Below are 19,420 nucleotides of genomic sequence, written 5' to 3' on the forward strand. Positions count from 1 at the left end.
CATATCCGTTTCCTTAGTAACGGCGGCTGGTGGTTTCGCCCTTACGGCGAGTCCCTTTTGGCAAACGCCCCAAAAGGAACCAAAAGGTCTCGCCCCTTACGTACGGCCCCTCGCTGAGGCTCGGGGTTCCTTCGCTCCGGTATTCATCCGGGGGCATTGCCCTCCGGTCGGCTTCGCTTCGACCTACATGCAATGTGTTCGACTGCGTCGAACGGCGCTGCGCGCCAATCCCCGGATGAACACCAGCGCTCAGCCTGCCGAGGGGGCGGGTGGATCAAGATCAAGAGCTGCAGGCGAGCTAACGCTCGGCCTGATGAGTGGTGAAGAGCGTGGGTGTACGCCGCTCTGCCTTTGCTCTTCTGTGGGAGCGAGCTTGCTCGCGATGGCGGCCTGCCAGCCGACCAATTTCTTGCAGATGTCCCCGATCCCTGTGGGAGCTGGCTTGCTCGCGATGGCGGCTTACGAGCCAACCATTCACTTGCAGTTGTCCCAGCCCATTGGATTGAGCTTGGTTGGGCACTGCTCCAGTGATGGTAGCCAGACCACTGCTGGATTGCTTCTATCAATGCACCCGGCAAAAAACCGCGGCCCCCCACCCGAGGCCGCGGTTTTCCATAGGGTTGAAGCCGGCCCCATCAACCAACGTGGCTAATGGGGCGCAGGCTCAGTTGGCGATCACCGGCACCGTTCGCACGGAGCCTTGGGACGAGGTGATCGTGGCAGTCGGGTTCGCCGATGGAACGACCGTGGTGGTGTTGTTCACCGTCAACCGCCAGCGACCGTTCCCCGGTACGGTGGTGGTGCCCAGGGTGACCAGTCCGGTCGGCGTGGTGACCTTGATGGTGATGGTGTTGCCGGTGGTCACCGATGAGGTGCCGGCAAAGTTCCAGGTGAAGCGGTTATTGGAGCGGGCACTCACCGTTGCGGTGGTCACTGCGAAGGCTTCCGCAGCAGGCCGTGGCGAGACCTGCACCGTGACCGTGGCCGGCGACGTCGACAGGGCGCCGAAGCTGTCCCGGGCGATGTAGGTGAAGGTCGTGGTGAAGGCCGTGGTGACTGTGCCCGGCGGGGTGTAGGTGAGCACCGTGCCGTTACTGCTGACGGTGCCGCGACCTGCCGCTGGTTGAGTGAAGCTGTCGACCGCTAGCGGCACGTTGCCCTCCGGATCGGTGTCGTTGGCCAGCACGTTGATTGGAATCGCCACCCCCAGTGTCGTGACGGCATCGGCGACTGCCACCGGAGGCCGGTTAGGTGCCACGGTAATGGTCACGGTTGCCGCCGTCGTCGAGGCCAGGCTTTTGATGTCCTGGGCCTTGTAGGTGAAGGTCGTGGTCAGCGGCGCGTTGACGACAGCGGGAGGGGTGTAGACCACCGCCGTAGTGCCGCTCAATGCCACGGTGCCCTGGTCGGCGGCCGGTTGGGTCAGCGCGGTAATGCTCAGCGGCGTATTGCCGTCAGGGTCCCTGTCGTTGGCCAGCAGGTTGAGGGTGATCGGCACGCCGAAGCTGGTGCTGCCGGTATCGGCGACAGAGATCGGAGCCTGGTTCGCGCCGGTGTCCGGTGCAGTGCCGACGACTACGACCGGCTCGGTGTCACTGCCGCCGGCGGCGGATTTCACCGTAACGGTTGCAGGGGGTTGAGTCAGGTCGGCCACCGTCAGGCGTTGCAGGATTCCGGTTTTCGACAGCCGTCCGTAACCCTGGGCGACCATGTCCGGTACCACCACTTCGTCTGTGGAGGTGGCCTCGATCAGCAGGCTGTGGTTGCTCCAGTCGTAACGAGCGGTCTGGATTTTCACCACGTCCGAGAGCTTGCCCGACACCGCGGTCGGGCGGGTGGTCCCGGCGGGATTGGTGGCGGTGACCACCACGACCGGTGGCACGGTTCCGTTGCTCAGCAGATGCTGGCCAAAGAACACGCCGTTGTTATCGCTCAGCATGTTGGTCTGGCAAGGCGACAGGGGCGGGCCGGGCACCAGGGCGATGCTCTCGCGAAAGCACAGGGTCGAACCGTTGGCGGCTTTGGCAAACACTTCGACCCGGGTGTTGTTACCGCCCGTGCCTGCTGTACGGCGGTAGGTGGCACGGGTCATGTCCACCGCGGTTTGCGCGCGATTGTCGAGCACCTTGCCGGACAGGGTGAAGAGGTTGGTCTGGAGGGTCCCGGCCGGACCCTGGATGCGCACGAAGTTGGTGTTGTTCGGGCTGCCGGTCACGGCTTCGGTGAGGTTCGGGTCGCCGACGAAGGTTTCGACGGCGCCGGTGTCCGGGTTCACCTCGGTGTAGGGGCCGTTGACGCTACGCAGGAACGGCCCGATCGCCCCGTTGACTGCACCGCTGAAAACCCCCGGTGCACCGATGCCGACGTCCCTGGTGATGTTGATTGCACGACGACCGGGGGTGGTGACGTTGACCGTTTCCACACCATAGGGGTGGGTAATGGTGTAGGTCCCGGCCGTGGGAATATTCACCCGCATACGAATCCGCGCGAAGCTGATCTGGTCGCCGTCGACCGGGTTGCCGCCAGCAAATGCAGCCTCGATCCCGGCGACATAAGCGTCCATGCCATAGCCGGCGGCATTGTCGGGGATGCTGGTCTCGGCAAGGAACCAGAAGGCTTCGTCCGGCCAGTTATCCGGGAACACCATCGGCAGGGTGTCGTCGAAAATGCCGGGTGTCGGCAGCAGGGTGCACATGTAGGCCGGTGGCACACTGGCCGGCACCCGCGAGCTGGCGGCGCGGGACTGGCACAGCTCCATCGACAGTAGATTGTTGTCCTGATACCAGATCGGGAATTTCCCGGTGGCAAAGGTGTAAGGGCCGGGATCGACGGCGGCGAGTTGCGCAAAGGCACTGCCGGACAGCGATAGAGTCAGTCCCAGGGCGTTGAGCGCCAGGCGTGGCCATTTGTTCATGATGCCTCCTGATGAGGATCTGGGCATGTAAGCGTTCATTGCACGATGACCACTTCTTCGGTATCGCTGCCGCCATTGGATGACGTCACGCGAACCTGGGCTGGCGGAATCGGCGAGATGCCGGTGGCCAGGCTCTTCACTGCGCCGTCGCCACTCAGGGCGCCGATGGCGAGACCGGTGCCGGAGGTGGCAGTGAGCACCGGTGGCGATGTTTCATCGCTGGTCGAGGCCACGATGGTGATTTGCCCGGTGCTCAGGCTGTATTCGGCACGTGAGATCGTCACCAGGTCGGTCAGGGGCATGGGCAAGGTGGTCGGGGTGCTGCTGGCGATGGCCAGGTGGTTGTCGGCGGTCACTTGCAAGGTGCCCGGCAGCGTCGGATTGTTCGGTGACTGCGCATACCAGTGGCCGGTGGTGTTCGCTTCGGTGAAGTTCAGGACCGGGTTGTTGCTGGCCAGGGTCACGGTGGCCGGTGGCGGCGGGGCCATCACGAACACATCTTGCTGGGCCACCGGTGCGCTGGCGCCGGCCTGTCGCGAGTAGGTGCTGCGCTCGGCGATCACCGGGGTCGGCCGGACCACAGTCGACAACTTGCCGGAAACGGCGAAGAGGTTGGTGCGCAAGTCCAGGCCATTGGGGCCTTCGATGCGTACGTAGTTGGTGTTGAACGGGCTGCCAGTGACGGCTTCGGTGAGGTTCGGATCGCCGACGAATTGTTCGGCCTGGCCCGTGGTCGGGTTGGTCTCGGTGTAGGGGCCATTGACGCTGCGCAGGAACGGCCCGACGTCGCCCTTGAGCGCGCCGTCGTAGGTTTTCGGCGCACCGATACCGATGTCCCGGGTCATGTTGATCGCCCGCCGGCCGGGGGTGTCGACGTTGAACACTTCGACGCCGTAGGGGTGGGTGATGACGTAAGTGCCGGCGGTGGGCACGTCGATGCGAATCCGGATACGGGCGAAGCTGATCTGGTCGCCCTCCAGCGGATCTCCGCCACTGAAGGCGGCTTCAAGCGCCGAGACATAGGTCAGGTCGATGCCCCGGGCGGCATCGACGATGGTGGTTTCGCCTGTGGCCCAGAACGCTTCGTCGGGGAAGTTGGTCGGGAAGACCAACGGTTGAGTGTCGTCGAAAATACCGGGATTAGGGATCAACGAGCACATGTATGTCGGGGCACCCGGCGCACTGGCAACCCTGGAACTGACAGCCTTTGATAAACACAGGTCAAGGGTTCGGCCGTGAGTATCTTGATACCAGGCGGCGAAATTGCCATTGGCTGGCAGGTAGGGTCCGGGGTCTACGGCAAACAGCGCTGCCTGGGCAATGCCTTGGACTAGAGCGGTCACGAACAGGGCGGTCGCGGTTTTGCACAGTAAAGGGTGCATGAGTATTCCCTCTATCGAAGTACCTGCCCCTTGGGGACGGGTCAGTTGGCAGGGTGTTTGGCAACTTCCATACCAATCAGCGAAAACGCCCGTGAGAAGCCCGCAGTAAAGGCGTTGGTGCAGTCGCGGGTGACAGACCGGGAAGTTGGAGCGCGGGCAACTGTCCCCAACTTTGGGGGTGGATGGGGGCCGCGGGACGGGAGGGGATCGCAGTACCCCGGGCAAACGGCTATGGGTGGGCTATAAACCTATAGGGGGTTTCCGGGAACCGTGTCCATGAACTCAATCACCAAAGTGCTTGTGACCGAAAGCGAAGCCCGCTTGAACACGCGCAAGCGGCCGTTCGATCTGCTGCGCTGGTTTTCGCTGATCAGCATGGCGGTGATCGGCACGGTGGCGGTGGCGCTGGGGGCGGTGTCCTCGCAGTTCGTGATTACCGAAAGCGTGCAGCGCGATGCGCTATTGACCTCGCAATTCATTCAGGCGATTGCCTCGGTCGAGGTGCGCAATGGGTCGATTCCCAACATCCGGACCATGGGCGAGTTGCTCGACCCACGAAATGACCAGGACTTTCCTGACGTCGACCCGCTGTTACGCGCCAATGCCCGTGATGATTTCCTCGACCATATCGCAAATTTGCCGGACGTGATCCTGGCCAACATCTATGCCCCCGACCGCAGGGTGATCTGGTCGACCAACCCGGCCTTGATGGGCACCACGATCCATGGCGATGAAGACCTCGACCGGGCGTTCAGCTCCAAGCTTCCCGTGTCGACCAGTTACCACGATGTGGACAAATCCCGCATGGAACAGAAGTTCGTGGAGCCCCCCAAATACATCTTCATCGAAAACTACATTCCCCTGTTCGACGCCGATGGCCGCACCGTCACGGCGATGGTCGAGATTTATAAGGAGCCGCAGGACCTGATCAACCGCATGGAGCGCGGCCTGGTGCTGATCTGGCTGGCGACCGCCCTGGGCGGCGCTCTGATTTACCTGGGCCTGTACTGGATCGTGCGGCGGGCGGCGATCCTGCTGGCGACGCAGCAGAAGCAATTGATCACCAACGAAACCTTTGTGGCGCTGGGGGAGATGTCCTCGGCGGTCGCCCACAGTCTGCGCAATCCGTTGGCGAACATCCGTTCAAGCGCCGAGCTGGCGATAGAGTTCGACAGCGGTCCGGCACACGGGAACATCAACGACATCATTGCTCAGGTCGATCGCATGACGAAATGGGTACGGGAGTTGCTTCAGTCCCTGCGACCGCTCAATGACGAGGCCGAACCGGTGAACCTGGTGGCGGCGCTGCATGACAGCCTGATGGCTTACGAGCATCAGATCAGCAAGGCCAGGGTCAAGGTGGTGTTCGAGCCGGACCAGACGCCCATGGTCCTGAGCCAGCAGGTGCAACTGACCCAGATCCTCAACAGCCTGCTGTCCAACGCGGTGGAAGCCATGGACAGCGGCGGTGCGCTGACCATCCAGATCGAGCCGCGCGATGCCCGGCACGTCAGCGTGAGGGTGAGCGATACCGGCAAAGGCATGAGCGAAGAGCAGCGCACCATGGCCTTCCGGCCGTTCTTCACCACCAAGCAGGGCGGGCTGGGCGTCGGGCTGGTGCTGGTCAAGCGGATCATGGAGCGTTTTGGCGGTGCGGTGACCCTGGAAAGCCGTGAAGGCGAGGGCACCACTGTCCGCCTGTTGTTTAATTTGGCCCCCTGAAAACGGGGATGAACTATCCCCAATATCGGGGGTTCAATCCCCGGTCATTTCCACGGTCATCGCCCATTGATTTTGATAAATCATTGTTTTGTTGAGTGTTAGTACTTTTTTATAAAAAAAACACATGATTGGCGAGGTCCTTGCAAAACCATCATGACCCCCTTCACGACATCGAGGCGGCTGGTGATGGAAAAAAAAGAGATGCATTCACCACGCTCACGAGCCTTGGGCATGCACCTGGTGCTGATGGTGGTGACCGGTTTGCTGGCCAGCCAGCTGCTGGTCGCCAGCCAGCCAACGTCGACGCCCGCACCTGCTCCGGCATCCACTCCCGAACCCGCTGTCGTTGAAGACGCCACCCCGTGGGGTGGCAACTATTTCCCCAACACCCTGCTGACCGACCAGGACGGTCAGCAGCTGCGTTTTTTCGATGACATGATCAAAGGCAAGGTGGTGGTGATCAACTTCATCTTCACCTCGTGCAGCGACTCCTGCCCCCTGGAAACCGCGCGCCTGCGCCAGGTGCAGAAACTGCTGGGGGATCGGGTCGGCAAGGACATCTTCTTCTACTCCATCAGCATCGACCCCCTGAGTGATACCCCCGAGGTGCTCAAGGCCTATGCACAACGCTTCCAGGTGGGGCCGGGCTGGAAATTCCTCACCGGGGAGTTCGCCGACATCACCGAACTGCGGCAGAAACTGGGGCTGTTCATCGAAGGCGTCGATAACGGGCGCAGCAAGAACCACAACCTGAGCCTGATCGTCGGCAACCAGGCAACGGGCCGCTGGATGAAAGCCTCGCCGTTCGAAAACCCGTGGATTCTGGCAGACCAACTGGCCAATACCTTGCACAACTGGAAGCAGCCCAGCGTCGAAGAAAGCTACGTCAACGCGCCGGAAATCCGTCCGCCGAGCAATGGCGAAGAACTGTTCCGCACCCGCTGCGCGTCTTGCCACAGCCTCGGTCCGCTGGACGGGCAGGGCATCGGCCTGCACAGCATCGGCCCGGACCTGATCGGCGTGACCTATCAGCGCGATCCGGCCTGGCTCAAACGCTGGATCCGCGAACCGGATCGCATGCTCGCGGAAAAGGACCCGATCGCGCTGGAGCTGTTCGATCGCTACAACAGGATCTCTATGCCCAATCTGCGGCTGGATGAGCATGCCGCCCAGTCCATCATCGATTTCCTGCAAGAAGAAACCGACCGTCAGCATCCGCCAGAGGCGCCAGTGGTGCCAGTGGCCAGTGGTAACGAGGAGCCCGAACATCATCATTCGGTCGCGCAACCCGACATGACCAAGGCGCAATAGTGTCAAAAAAATTACGTTGGCCAGTTAATGGCTATCAATGCCACCTACACTGATCCAGAAAGCGGCTGAACAGGTTCGTTTTCAAGCATCCAGGACACCGCCATGCAGATACTGGAACAACAAAAAGTAGCTGCGCCGCAGGCTCCGGCAGCACCGCGCAAGGGCTGGCGACCGCAGTTCAACTTGCTGCGCTGGTTCTCCCTGGCAAGCTTTTTCATCATTGCCGCGGTGGCGCTTGGGCTGGGTTACATCTCCACGCGCTTTGTGGTCGATGAAAGCATCGAGCGCGATTCGATGCTGACCGCACAGTTCATTCAAGCCATTGGCGAGGCCGAAATCCGTCATGCCGGGATTTTGCCAGGCAAAACCATGGGCGAAATGCTTGACCCGCGCCTGGATCATGCCGATTCCGGCGTCAGGCCCGAAGCCCGGGCTGCTGCGCGCTTTGAGTTTCTCGACCATGTGGAGCATCTGCCGGACATCCTGCTGGCGACGGTGTACGCCCTGGACCGCACCGTGGTCTGGTCGACCAACTCCGAGTTGATCGGCGTGCGCATCGACAACGACGATGAACTGGACGAATCCTTCGAAATGAAATCGCCGGTGTCCACCAACTACCACGAGATCGATGAGGAGCGTCCCGAGCAGCGTTTGCTGCGCGAACCGGAGTATTTGTTCGTCGAGAACTACATTCCGATGTTCAACGCCGACAGAAGCAAAGTGATTGCCATGGTGGAAATCTATAAAGAGCCGCTGGATCTGGTGGAGCGCATCCAGCGTGGCTTCAAGGCGATCTGGCTGGCCACCCTGATCGGCGGGGCGGCCATTTACCTGGGGCTGTTCTGGATCGTCCGGCGCGCGGCGATACAGCTACAGAGTCAGCAGAGCCAACTGATCGCCAACGAAACCTTTGTCGCCCTTGGCGAGATGTCTTCGGCGGTCGCCCACAGCTTGCGCAACCCGCTGGCCAATATCCGTTCCAGCGCCGAACTGGCCCAGGACATCGCCAGCCAGACCGCCCAGAAAAACATTGGCGACATTATCAGTCAGGTCGACCGCATGTCGCGTTGGGTCCGTGAATTGCTAGTGTCGTTGCGGCCGATGAATGACGACTGTGAAACGGTCGACCTGGTGCTGGCCCTCGAAGACACCTTGAGTGCCTTTGAGTCCCTGATCAACCGTTCGAACGTCGAAGTGCATTTCTCTCCTGTCAGCGTGCCTCCGGTCGTCAGCCAGCAGGTATTGCTCACGCAAATCCTCAATAGCCTGTTTGCCAACGCACTGGAAGCCATGCCCAAGGGTGGCGTGCTGACGATCGAGATCGATTCCTCGGTGCCCGGCGACGTGAGCATGACCCTGACCGACACTGGCAAGGGCATGTCCAGACAACAGCAACAAATGGTCTTCAAGCCGTTTTTCACCACCAAACAAGGAGGGTTGGGCGTAGGCCTTGCCCTGGTCAAAAGAATAATGGAACGGTTTGACGGCTCGGTCGAACTGACCAGCCGGGAGCAGGAAGGAACCCGCGTTTGTCTCAATTTCAAAGTGGCAACGGGAGGGGCATATGGAGCACAGCATTCTGCTGGTCGAGGATGACGAAATTCTCGCCGAGAATATTCAGACTTACCTGGAGCGCAAGGGCTTCGAGGTGACCGTTTGCCACTCGGCCGAAGATGCACTGGAGCAATTGGGTTCTTGCGCTCCCGACGTGGTACTGACCGACAACTCGCTGCCGGGCATGAGTGGTCACGACCTGATCCAGAAGCTGCGCATCAGCGCGCCGGATCTGAAAGTGATCATGATGACCGGCTACGGCAACGTCGAAGACGCCGTGGCGGCGATGAAAGAGGGCGCCTTTCACTACGTCACCAAGCCGGTGGCCCTGCCGGAGCTCAAGCAACTGCTGGACAAGGCCCTGGCCACCGACCGCATGGAGCGCACGCTGTCGTTTTATCAGGAACGCGAGGCCCAGAAGTCGGGGGTGCAGGCACTGATTGGCGAATCGGCGCCGATGGCGTACCTCAAGGGCACCATCAGCCAGTTGCTCGACGCCGAACGGCGGATGGCCAACAGCGATTTGCCACCGGTGCTGGTGGAAGGCGAGACGGGCACTGGCAAGGAGCTGGTAGCCCGGGCCTTGCACTTCGACGGCCCGCGCGCCAAAGGCCCGTTCATTGAATTCAACTGCGCGTCGATCCCGTCCAATCTGGTGGAATCGGAACTGTTCGGCCACGAGAAGGGCGCCTTCACCGACGCCAAGGACCGTCGCATGGGGCTGGTGGAAGCGGCCGATGGCGGCACGCTGTTCCTCGATGAAATCGGTGAAATGGACCTGCTGTTGCAAGCCAAACTGCTGAAACTGCTGGAAGACCGGACCATTCGCCGGGTCGGTTCGGTGAAGGAGCGCAAGGTCGATCTGCGGGTGATCAGCGCCACCAACTGCAATCTCGAACAAATGGTTCAGCAAGGCAAATTCCGCCGCGACCTGTTTTTCCGCCTGCGCATCATTTCCATCAAGGTGCCGCGCCTGTATACCCGGGGTGCCGATATCCTGCTGCTGGCCCGGCACTTCCTGGGGCTGCATGGCAAACGCTACGGCAAGCCGAACCTGCATTTCAGCAATCAGGCCGAAGATTTGCTGCTCAGCTACAGCTGGCCAGGCAATGTGCGCGAATTGCGCAACATGCTGGAGCAAACCGTGTTGCTGGCGCAAAGCGATACCATCGCCGCCCATCAGTTGAACGTCTGCCTGAGCCTGGTGGATGAGCCACCGATGTTTCATCACGAGCCGCAGCATTTTAGCGAACCGCGTCCGTCCCACAACGGCAACGAATCCATGAACCTGCCGGAAGTGGAGCGCGACATGGTGCGCAAGATGCTCGACAAGACCGACTGGAACGTCACCAAATCGGCACGCCTGCTGGGTCTTAGCCGTGACATGTTGCGCTACCGGATCGAAAAACTCGGCCTCACCCGCCCGGACAAACGCCAGTGGTAGTGCTCACTGCAACACCGGGCCTTGCCTCAGACAGGACAGCATGCACCCGGGGTTCTCGACTTCCTGGTTCACGTAGACGCCACGCTCCGGATCGTAGGTGCGGATAAACACGCGAACCGTGGCGTCGGCCACGGTCGGCAGGCGCGAGTCGGAGAACACGTGCTCACTTGAAACCGGAATGAATTCCCCGGGGGCGGTCGGGATGTACGAACCTGGTGGCACGGTGCTCATGGACAGTGGTGCGGGGTGAGCGAAGGGTTGGTCGGCGCCGTAATAGTTGAATTCACTGCTGTAGTCAGTGGTGTTTGGCATGTCGTCGGCGTGGGCGACAGCGGTTGCGCTCAGGCAGACGGCGAGCAAAAGCGTCAGGTCGGTCTTTTTCATGGCAACACCTGCTAAATCGGTTTAACCACATTTCTCCCAAGGTTATTAACTATAGCTGCCGCCGTGGGCAGCCGTCGGCGCTGCGCGGATTACAACTTCGCAACACATGCCAAAATAAGGTTGATCTAGACTCCGACCGGTCAAATCGACGACCCGAACCCTGGAGCGTGCAATGGAACTGCCGACAAAAGAACAAGCCATCGCCAGCAACCGCGATGCCTGGAATGACTCCGCCCGTCACCACAAAGACTCCAGCGAATGGCAAACCTTGTTGAAGGACGTGGAACACGCGGATTTTTCCTGCCTGGATGGCACCCTGACCGCCTTGCTGGCCCAGACAGGAGTCGATGGCAAGGAGGTGGTGCAACTGGGCTGCAACAACGGCCGCGAAAGTCTGTCGCTGTTTGCCCTGGGTGCGCGCAGTGTGGTGGCCGTCGACCAGTCTGAAGCATTTCTCGGGCAGGCACGGGAACTGGCGTCTCGCTCGCCCCATGCGCCGCAATTCATCGAAGCGGACATTCACCACTTGCCTGCGCAATTGCAGGAGCGCTTTGACCTGGCGCTGATCACCATCGGCGTCCTGAACTGGATGCCGGACATCGGCGAATTCTTCCGCCATGTGGCGAGCACGCTGAAGCCGGGTGGGGCGCTGGTGGTGTACGAAACCCACCCGTTCCTGGAAATGTTCGACCCCGAGGCAGCCGATCCTTTTCGTCTGGCCAGTTCATACTTTCGTCGCGAACCGTTCGTGCAGCACGAACCGATCGTCTACGAAGGCAAGGTCGAACAGCCGTCGGCGGCGTCCTACTGGTTCGTCCACACCCTGGGCGACCTCTTCAGCGCCGCCATTGCGGCAGGGTTGCAGATCCGTCACTTCAAGGAGTACCCGCACTCCAACCGCGAAGAGCTCTATGACCGTTATCAGCAGCAGGTGGCGCAGTTGCCGTTGTGTTTTACGTGGGTGGTGGTGAAGCCAGCGATATAACGCGGAGAATCAAATCAGAGATTTGAGTGATTGACTGTATGCCCCGGCTGCGCGCAGAGATCTATGCCCAAGGCATGAATGACCTTCAGAACCGTATCGAAACGTGGTTTTGCTCCCGGTGCGAAGGCTTTGTAGAGGCTTTCGCGACCCATTCCCGAGTCTTTGGCTATCTGTGTCATGCCACGGGCTTTCACCACATAGCCGATAGCGCGAAGAAACTCCTCATTGTCACCGTCTGCCAGTACCTGAGAGAGGTACTCGCTAATGGCTTCATCACTGTCGAGCAGCGCCGCCATGTCGAAAGTCGTCAAAGTCTGGCTCATGGTCAAACCTCCTTTGCCATTTTTTTTGCGCGTTTGATATCGGCGGTTTGAGATGACTTGTCACCCCCGGCCAACAGGACAATGACTACGCCACCTCGCATCGTGAAGTAAACCCGGTATCCGGCACCCACGTCTACGCGCATTTCAGAAACGCCATCACCGACAGGCTTGTTGTCGCCAAGATTACCCGCAGAGGCGCGGTCAATGCGACGAGCGATAGCTACTTTGGCTCGCAAATCGCGAACCGAGGCGTGCCATGCTGCGAAAGTAGCGGTTTGCTGGACAAGATAATTAATTGCTCGATCGTATCCAAATGGATACGAGTGAGCCGTCAGAAATTTCCGCGTTCAGGAGGGTTTTTTCCGGGATGTTTGTGGGGTCCCCATCGCGAGCAAGCTCACTCCTACAGGGTTTGCGGTGTTACTCCATAACGGCCTGTGAACGGTGAGGTGCGGCGTTGCCAATAGCGGTATAGGCCACCCGCGGCACACCCGGCAAGCGCTGTTCCAACAGTGCGCTCAAGGACTCTCCCGGTTCCAGGTAGGCATCGCCGAAGTCGGCGCCGAGCTGGTTCGGGTGGGCGACGATTTCCAGCAGTCCGTCGGGCGGCGGCTCGGCGTTGCGCAGATCCACCGGGGTGCACACATAGTCGGCGGTGGCGCCGGCCAGGTTGCTCAGACGGCGGTTGAGCAGGTCTTTGAACACGCGCTTGGGCAGACTGAGGTTTTGCCCCAGGTTGCGCGCCAGACGCACTGGCACCCCCTGGCGGGCGGCGAAGCGCGCGACAATCTCGCCAATCGGCCAGATGTTGTGCACGTGCTGATGGGAGTCCAGGTGGCTGGGGCGCAGGCCGTTGTCCAGGCAGCGCTGCCACTGGGCTTCGAGTTCTTCCAGTACGGCGTGGCGATCCCGGCGCCCGAGCCAGAGGCGGGTGCGGGGCAGGTTGAGGTCGAACACGCCGGCACCGTCGCAAAACGTCGGACGCTGCACAATGCTCTGGCTCAACGGCCGGCCGTAGGTCAGGTTGAAGTGCAGGCCGATACGGCCTTCGAGCAACGGATGCCGGGCCAGGACGCAGGCTGCTTCGAACGCCGGCATGTTGGCCATGGCGGTGGCGGAACTGATGAGCCCGGCCTGGAACGCGCCCAGGATCACCGCGTTTTCGCAGGCACTGAGGCCGAAGTCGTCAGCGTTGACTATCACTTGCCGAGGCATGTTCGCCCTCCTTGAGGTGTTCCGTAGGCGCAGGCGCTTTGACAGCTGGCGTCGCGACGGGCGCCGGGGTGGCGACTGCGGCCGCCGCGCGCCGGGCGCGCCATTGCTGCAATCGGGGTTTGAGGCGTAGCCAGACCCGCAAGGCCAGGCCCAGCACCAGTCCGCCTGGACGCCAGGAGTAAAAACTCCAGCGCCAGTGTTCCAGTTGCCCGGTCATGCGTTCGTGCAGTTGATGGCTGGAGTTTTCCAGGCTGACCCGTGACGCATCGATCCACTGCCAGTTGTCTTCCAGGCCCCAGCGAATCCACTCTTCGAGCAGCACCCGGCCGCTGCCCAGGTCGGCATATTGCGGCAGGAACGCCAGATTGTAGTCGTACAGTCGGCCCTGCTCCAGCAAGCCGAGTCGATAGCTGATGCAGCGCCCCTCCAGTTCCAGCAGCACCACGCGCACCAGGCCTCGGGCCGCCAGGGCGGTGAAGGCGCGATCCATCCACTGGCGATGGCGGGCATCGGAAAAGATCCCGACCCCTTCATCGCCTTTCCAGCTCACCGCTTCGACTTCACTGATTTCCTGCAACAGCGGCCCCATGGTCAGGGCATCGGGAGTAATCCGCCGCACCTGGGCACCGCACGCGGCGATGCGTTTGCGCGCGCGGCGCAGTTTGTAGCGCGGGTCGCCGGAGACTTCCTGATGGTCGGCCTCGCTGATCAGGTGCACCGGTACTCGACAACTGAGGCGTTGTTCGGCGGTCGAACTCAGCGCCTGCCACGGCGCCAGGGTCTGTGTCTGGGCCGTGGAACCGGCCAGTTCGTTGAGTTGCAGCACGGCATGGGGCAGGCGTTGCCGGATCTGCGTCAGCGCCTTGCGCATAGCGTCGCCGTCCAGCCTCGTCAGCAGTGCGAGGCGGTCGGCGAGGGGATAGCCCAAATGATGCAGGACCCGAAACGGCAAACGCGCAAAGCGCTCTATGGACGCCACCAGCGGCAGGCACAGCGCCAGTTCTTCACCCTGCCAGCCAAGCAGTACGTGCAACTGCTCGCCCGGTTTGAGTGCCAGTTCTGAGGCGTACAGCCAGGCCAGGGTGTTGAACGGCGTGTGGTCCGTTACGCGCAGGCGCAACGCTTCGTAAGCCGCTATCGGAAAGTCGTCGGTGCACAGCGAAGTGCGCCATTCGAATCGTGCAGACATAAGGTCAGCTCGCCTCGGCTGGAACAGGAGAGGGTGCCGGTTTGCGCAAGGCATTCAGGCGGGAACCGCTGTAGCGGGTTTCGCGGAAGAAGCGCCAGCCGAACAAGTGGTAGATGTTCATGATCCGTCCTTGCTCGCGATACCCCATGCGCATGTGCAGCTTGAGCGCGGGAATGTTGTGGGACTCGCAGATATCCACCACTTTGTTGCAGCCCTGATCAGCCATGGCTTTCCACAGGTTCAGCTGGAAATCGACCGACAGCGTGGTGCCCCGGTAGGCAGGAATCTGCTCGAGAGCGAACTCGAAGAACTCACCTGGCTTCACCGGGAACATGCAGCCGTAGTAATGACGGTCGAGATAATCGCGTGTGCTGCCCCAGATAAAGGCCACGGTATCGCCGTTTTCATCCAGGTACATGTGCCCGGTGTACCCTTCGGACGCCAACTCGGCCATGGTGCCCACGCGATCACCGAAGTGCCTGGCGAACGCTACGGCGTTTTGCGGCGTGATGGTTTCCAGTCGCAGCGGTGTATAGGGCCGAAGCTTGTGTGGCGGTACCGGGCTCACCAGATCGCGCTCCATCCACAACAGTTCTTCGTGGAAAAATACGTAGTGTTTCCACAACTTGCCGACGGTGGCGCGCAGGCCTTTTTGCTTGATGTGATCGCTCAGTTTTTTTAGAACACTCATGTTTTTGACTCCCTACGGTGTTGGCCGTGAGTGGAGTGACTCAATGCGCGACGAAGCGTCCACGCGGCAAAAATCAATGACGTTCATGAGGCGCTCCAGCTGAGGGCAAACAGGGTTTCTCCTGGTAAATCGAAGCTGATGCGACCCTCCAGGCATTTGAAAGATGCGTCGCGACTGCGGTTGTCGGCGCCGAAATAGCGCAATGATCCCTGGGTCAGTGGACATTGCGCGCCAGCCAGGCTCACACGCTGCAAGCGTGAGCCTTTGTTGACGCCCAGCAGGCTGCGTTGGTGCCCGGCAGACATGGCCAGCACGTCAACCTCGAAGGCATCGTTCTCCAGGCGCATGACATCGTGTAGCCAATGCTTGCGGATAAATTGCTGCGCCAGGCCTACGGGCTTGAGCTCGAATTTATCCTCGCCGAGCACGCGGAACATGCCCTTGGGATACTCAGGTTCGTCGTCGGCCTGGAACCAGCCGAGCATGTCGAGCAAGCCGTCCTGGGAAGCATTGATGATGACCGAGGCCCACCATAACGAGGCGTAGTGGGTTTCCTGATCGTAAGGGCTGAGGCTGGCCCCGCTGGACATGTTGGTCTGGTCCAGTAACAAGGCTTTGCGCGGTCGTCCCTGGGCGTCGAGCCCCACCAGCTCTGCCGCTTTGCGTACGCTATCGCGGTAGACACGGGTCGCCAGCAGGTCGCGGACCATCCATTCGTGCCACGCCAGCGCATCGATCTTGTCGCCGGACTCGGCCAGCAAGCGTCGGGCCCAGTCGATGCCGCGCTTGTCGGCGGCATTGTCGACGAACGGGCCATTGACGAACCGGGAGCTGGCCGGCATGGCGATGCGTACGCCGGCTTTGGCGTTGTCCGGGTTGCTGTGCACTTGCCAGGCCATGCTCTTGAAGATGCGCTGGTAGGTGGCGTAGTCCGGGTAGTTGAGGTTCGGTTCGTCGGCAAAGCCGATGTAGTGCGTGCCCTTGCCGCCAAGTGCGCGTGTGGCGGCGAGCCAGGCGTCGAGGCCGGCGTTGCTGGTGGTGTCGGCGCGCAGGTCGGCCTTGCGCTGACGGCCGGCCAGCAGGGTGATGTCCTGAGTGATGCCGAAGCGATCCTGATACAGCCGGCGGAACACGTCTTCGTAATGCGGCCGCGTCGCCATGATGTCGACCAGGCTGTAATAGGTTCCGGCCTGTGGTTGCAGGGCATCGAGCACGGCGAAACTGGAATCCGGCAGTCGCGCATAGGGCAAGGCGATACCCAGGTTCGGGGTCTTGCCGAGCACGTCGTTGTGCAGCGTCAGCCGAGTCTCGCCTTCGTCTTCGCGCAAGAGTTTGAGCTGTTGCGGGTTCTGGGCGAACAGGTTGGCCGTGCCGTCGAGCCAGAATGCAACCTTGCCGCTGCCGCGCAGGTGCAGGCGCCAGACTTGATCGGTGGTTGCAACGGGCAACTCGACTTTGTCGAACTGCCAATAGGCGGGGTAAGGCTTGAGAGACAGTGAAAGCTGTTGGCCGTCACTCGCGCGCTGCGCTTGCAACGCGCCGACGCCGCCGTGGAATTTACCGGCCAGCACCGCGTGTTCACCGGCCGCGACCTTGAAATACAACTCGTCACCATCCCGGGGCTCGGCGCTGAAATGCACCTTGGCCGGGGCGAACAGTGCGACGGTGTGGTCGTCGTGCTCAACCGTATAACGGCGGAAGCTGTAGCCAGGAATTTCCAGTCGATAACTGGCGGCGCCCGGCGCCAGGTCCCAGCGTTGACTACCGCTGGGCTCATTGGCGGCAATCAGTCGTTCGTTCTGGAGTTTGCCCTGGCCGTCGAGCAAGTAGAGGTGTTCTTCGTTGGCTTCAGCCTGCCACACCGGGGCCCAGAGCACGGTCAGGGTGTCGGGGCGGTCCGTTTGCAGGTACAGGCTGCCGTCGCGGATATCGGCCCAACGCATGGGCGCAGCTTCGGCGCTCAGCCCGAGGCCAAGACTCACCAGCAGTAACAGGTGTTTCATGCCGATTTCCGTTGCAGCATCAGCAGCATCGGCGCGATGTCGCCGGGCAGGACGATGAGCGTTTGCCAGACCGGCACGTGGCTTAACCGGCAATACACCACCAACAGCGCCAGGGTCACGGCCAGGTACGCGATAGAGGATGCGGCTGCTGCACCGACGATGCCGTAGGTCGGGATCAGCAGCACATTGAGCGCCAGGTTGAACAGGGCGCTGAGGCCCATCAACAACGAAATCGTGCCGGGCCGGTTTTTGCCCAGCAGGTCCAGGCGCAGAATGCTCATGTAGCACAGACCCAACAGGCCTGGCAGCAGCGCCAGCAACGCAGGATAAGCAGGCTGATAGGCCTCGCCAAACAGCGTCACGATCAACCATTCACCCACCACTGCCATGGTCAGGCAAGCGCCGAGCATCACCGTAGCGGTCAAGCGCAAGGCCAGTGGCGTGACTTTTTCGATGCCTTCTTCCTGTTGCAGCAGGCGCTTCATCAGCGGCGTGGTCACTGCTTCCGGAACGATCAGCAGCAGCTCGGCGGCCGCGCTGGCCATGGCGTAGTGACCCAGCGCCGTGGTGCCGAGCAGGGCGCCGATGAACAGGTAGTCGGAGCGCAGAATCACTTGCTGGAACAGCAGGTCTGGATGACTGCGGGCGCTGTAGCGCAGCAGTTCGTTTTGACCGGCGCGGTCCCATTGCAGGCTCAGCGGATGTTCGCGCTTGAGCCAGACCCAACCGGCCAGTACCACCAGGCTGATCCCCGTTAGCCAACTGATCAACGCCGCTTCCAGGGCCGCGCTTTTCCACATCCAGAACAGGGCAAGGAACACCAGCAGCGGTGCCAGCGACTCGATCAGGCGCAAGGCATTGAAGGCGACCACGCCGCCCGAGGCGTTGTGCAGGGTCAGCAAACCGCTTTTGAGCACGGTCAGCGGCACCGCCAGCAGCAACAGCCAGGCGAGCAGGCCCAATTGCGTGGTGATGTCCAATTCACTGCCGAACTCGCGGGTCAGCGCCACCACCAGCAAGGTCAGCAACGCCGCCAGCAGACAACCGAACAGCAGCACCTGGCTCAGCAGCAAGCCCATCGGTCGTTGCTTGGCCGCCTGATAGCCCACCGCTGAATTCAAGCCGCCGCTGGTGGCAGCGCTGATCAGGTCGGGCAGGGTGTTGAGCAAGGCAAACAAGCCACGTTCGCTGGGGCCGAGAATCCGCGCCAGCAACACATTACGCAGCAAGCGCAGGGCGATCATCGCCAGTTTGGTGCCCATGCTCAGGGCCAGGTGCCTGAGGTAGTTGTTGCGGCTCATGGACGTGCCCCACGGTAGATGCGCCAGGACAGCAACCCGGGATTGCGCGCGGTACGCTGGCTGACGCCGAAACGCGGCAGGGCCAGTGGATTTTCGGCCCCTCGATAAATGCCGGTGCCGGTACCCAGGGCAAACGGGAAGTCATGCCTGGCCACCTGTTGGCGCACCCGCGCATCGTTGTCGCCATTGGGGTAGCAGTAAACCGGCAACGGCTGGTTGCAGCCGTGGAGCAGCGCGTCGCGACTGCGGCTCAGTTCTTCATCCAGGCGTTGATCGTCGAGACCGGTGAGGATGGCGTGGCTGGCACCGTGGGGGCCGAAGCGCACCAGGCCGGACGCTTCCAGCGTGCGCACTTGCTGCCAGTCCAGCGCCTGGGGCAACGACTCTTGCGGGCAGGCGTCAGTCAAGCGATTGAGGTCCAGCGGCGACAGGGTTTTCAGGCTCTGCAAAAAGTTCAGCAACGCCAGGCTGCGGCGTTGCTGATCCGGGTCATCGCACAGTGTCGGCAACGGGCGCCCCAGGTGCTGCAAGCGTTCGATCAGGTGCAGGCGTGCCTGTTCGCCATGACTGTTCCACAGGGTTTCGCCGATGCTTTCCCACCAGAACCGTTGGCGGCTGCCGATGAAATCAGTGGATAGAAAGATGCTCGCCGGCACCTGGTATTTTTGCAGCAACGGGAAGGCATTCACCGCGTTGTCGCGCCAGCCGTCGTCGAAGGTCAGCGCCACTTTCGGCCGCTCCGAGCGCGCACCCGGTTGCAGAATGTCCATCAGCGGCACGCAATCGAAGTGTTTTTTCAACCACACCAGCAAATATTCAAACGCCTTTGGCCCGACGCACAGTTCGTTGCGATGGGGCAGTTCGGCGGCCTGGTCGCTGGCCAGCACCCGGTGCAGCATCAGGATCACCCCGGCGCCGTGCAGTTGATTGCGCCCGACCGGGGAGTTCAGGTACAGCCAGCCACTGGTGCGTTTTAACAGTTGTTTGATCGCCACGGCACGC

General features: G+C 61.4%; 16 protein-coding genes. 5 read left to right on the forward strand and 11 right to left on the reverse strand.

Going from position 1 to position 19,420, the window contains the following annotated elements:
* Positions 1-664: 664 nt before the first annotated feature.
* Together AC1D1M_RS26960 and AC1D1M_RS26965 are read right to left on the reverse strand one after the other, a co-directional pair.
* Positions 665-2,914: an Ig-like domain-containing protein gene (locus AC1D1M_RS26960; RefSeq protein WP_477778019.1), complete on the reverse strand. Its 2,250-nt coding sequence runs from the start codon at positions 2,912-2,914 to the stop codon at positions 665-667.
* 35 nt (positions 2,915-2,949) lie between these two features.
* The gene (locus tag AC1D1M_RS26965; RefSeq protein ID WP_477778020.1) at positions 2,950-4,296 is read right to left on the reverse strand and encodes a hypothetical protein; all 1,347 of its coding nucleotides are present in this window, start codon (positions 4,294-4,296) and stop codon (positions 2,950-2,952) included.
* A gap of 276 nt (positions 4,297-4,572) precedes the next feature.
* Between AC1D1M_RS26965 and AC1D1M_RS26970 the strand changes: the two genes are divergently transcribed.
* The 4 genes from AC1D1M_RS26970 to AC1D1M_RS26985 all read left to right on the forward strand — a co-directional run bounded on the left by AC1D1M_RS26970 (position 4,573) and on the right by AC1D1M_RS26985 (position 10,327).
* Complete coding sequence (locus AC1D1M_RS26970) at positions 4,573-6,018, forward strand: sensor histidine kinase (protein ID WP_477778021.1); 1,446 nt, start codon at positions 4,573-4,575, stop codon at positions 6,016-6,018.
* Between the two features lie 201 nt (positions 6,019-6,219).
* Positions 6,220-7,329, forward strand: a complete 1,110-nt coding sequence (locus tag AC1D1M_RS26975) for an SCO family protein (protein ID WP_477778022.1) — start codon at positions 6,220-6,222, stop codon at positions 7,327-7,329.
* Positions 7,330-7,431: 102 nt separating this feature from the next.
* The gene (locus AC1D1M_RS26980) at positions 7,432-8,925 is read left to right on the forward strand and encodes a sensor histidine kinase (protein WP_477778023.1); all 1,494 of its coding nucleotides are present in this window, start codon (positions 7,432-7,434) and stop codon (positions 8,923-8,925) included.
* Positions 8,894-10,327, forward strand: a complete 1,434-nt coding sequence (locus AC1D1M_RS26985) for a sigma-54-dependent transcriptional regulator (RefSeq protein WP_477778024.1) — start codon at positions 8,894-8,896, stop codon at positions 10,325-10,327. The genes AC1D1M_RS26980 and AC1D1M_RS26985 overlap by 32 nt, the downstream gene beginning before the upstream one ends.
* Positions 10,328-10,330: 3 nt before the next feature.
* On the opposite strand, the gene AC1D1M_RS26990 is transcribed toward AC1D1M_RS26985, so the two are convergent.
* Positions 10,331-10,711 carry a hypothetical protein gene (locus tag AC1D1M_RS26990; protein WP_477778025.1) on the reverse strand — a complete coding sequence of 127 codons (381 nt, stop codon included), beginning with the start codon at positions 10,709-10,711 and terminating at the stop codon, positions 10,331-10,333.
* Positions 10,712-10,883: 172 nt separating this feature from the next.
* On the opposite strand from AC1D1M_RS26990, the gene AC1D1M_RS26995 reads away from it, so the two are divergent.
* Positions 10,884-11,696, forward strand: coding sequence for a class I SAM-dependent methyltransferase (locus AC1D1M_RS26995; protein WP_477778026.1), 813 nt, complete (start codon positions 10,884-10,886; stop codon positions 11,694-11,696).
* Positions 11,697-11,710: 14 nt separating this feature from the next.
* Here the strand turns inward: AC1D1M_RS26995 and AC1D1M_RS27000 are convergent, their stop codons facing one another.
* The 8 genes from AC1D1M_RS27000 to AC1D1M_RS27035 all read right to left on the reverse strand — a co-directional run bounded on the left by AC1D1M_RS27000 (position 11,711) and on the right by AC1D1M_RS27035 (position 19,413).
* Positions 11,711-12,019 (reverse strand): addiction module antidote protein, encoded by a 309-nt coding sequence (locus tag AC1D1M_RS27000; protein WP_057397260.1) that lies wholly within the window; start codon positions 12,017-12,019, stop codon positions 11,711-11,713.
* Positions 12,020-12,021: 2 nt separating this feature from the next.
* On the reverse strand, positions 12,022-12,315 hold the full coding sequence (locus tag AC1D1M_RS27005; RefSeq protein ID WP_477778048.1) for a type II toxin-antitoxin system RelE/ParE family toxin: 294 nt from the start codon (positions 12,313-12,315) through the stop codon (positions 12,022-12,024).
* A gap of 124 nt (positions 12,316-12,439) precedes the next feature.
* Positions 12,440-13,234 (reverse strand): carbohydrate deacetylase, encoded by a 795-nt coding sequence (locus AC1D1M_RS27010; RefSeq protein ID WP_477778027.1) that lies wholly within the window; start codon positions 13,232-13,234, stop codon positions 12,440-12,442.
* Positions 13,206-14,423, reverse strand: coding sequence for a GNAT family N-acetyltransferase (locus AC1D1M_RS27015; RefSeq protein ID WP_477778028.1), 1,218 nt, complete (start codon positions 14,421-14,423; stop codon positions 13,206-13,208). Before AC1D1M_RS27015 ends, AC1D1M_RS27010 begins: the two co-directional genes overlap by 29 nt.
* 4 nt (positions 14,424-14,427) lie before the next feature.
* The gene (locus tag AC1D1M_RS27020; RefSeq protein ID WP_477778029.1) at positions 14,428-15,114 is read right to left on the reverse strand and encodes an N-acetyltransferase; all 687 of its coding nucleotides are present in this window, start codon (positions 15,112-15,114) and stop codon (positions 14,428-14,430) included.
* Positions 15,115-15,197: 83 nt separating this feature from the next.
* Entirely contained in the window at positions 15,198-17,117 is a 1,920-nt protein-coding gene (locus AC1D1M_RS27025; RefSeq protein ID WP_477778030.1) for a hypothetical protein, read from the reverse strand.
* The gene (locus AC1D1M_RS27030) at positions 17,114-18,418 is read right to left on the reverse strand and encodes an oligosaccharide flippase family protein (protein WP_477778031.1); all 1,305 of its coding nucleotides are present in this window, start codon (positions 18,416-18,418) and stop codon (positions 17,114-17,116) included. The genes AC1D1M_RS27025 and AC1D1M_RS27030 overlap by 4 nt, the downstream gene beginning before the upstream one ends.
* On the reverse strand, positions 18,415-19,413 hold the full coding sequence (locus AC1D1M_RS27035) for a polysaccharide deacetylase family protein (RefSeq protein ID WP_477778032.1): 999 nt from the start codon (positions 19,411-19,413) through the stop codon (positions 18,415-18,417). The genes AC1D1M_RS27030 and AC1D1M_RS27035 overlap by 4 nt, the downstream gene beginning before the upstream one ends.
* Positions 19,414-19,420 lie beyond the last annotated feature (7 nt).

The organism is Pseudomonas sp. P1_F7 (assembly GCF_056405655.1).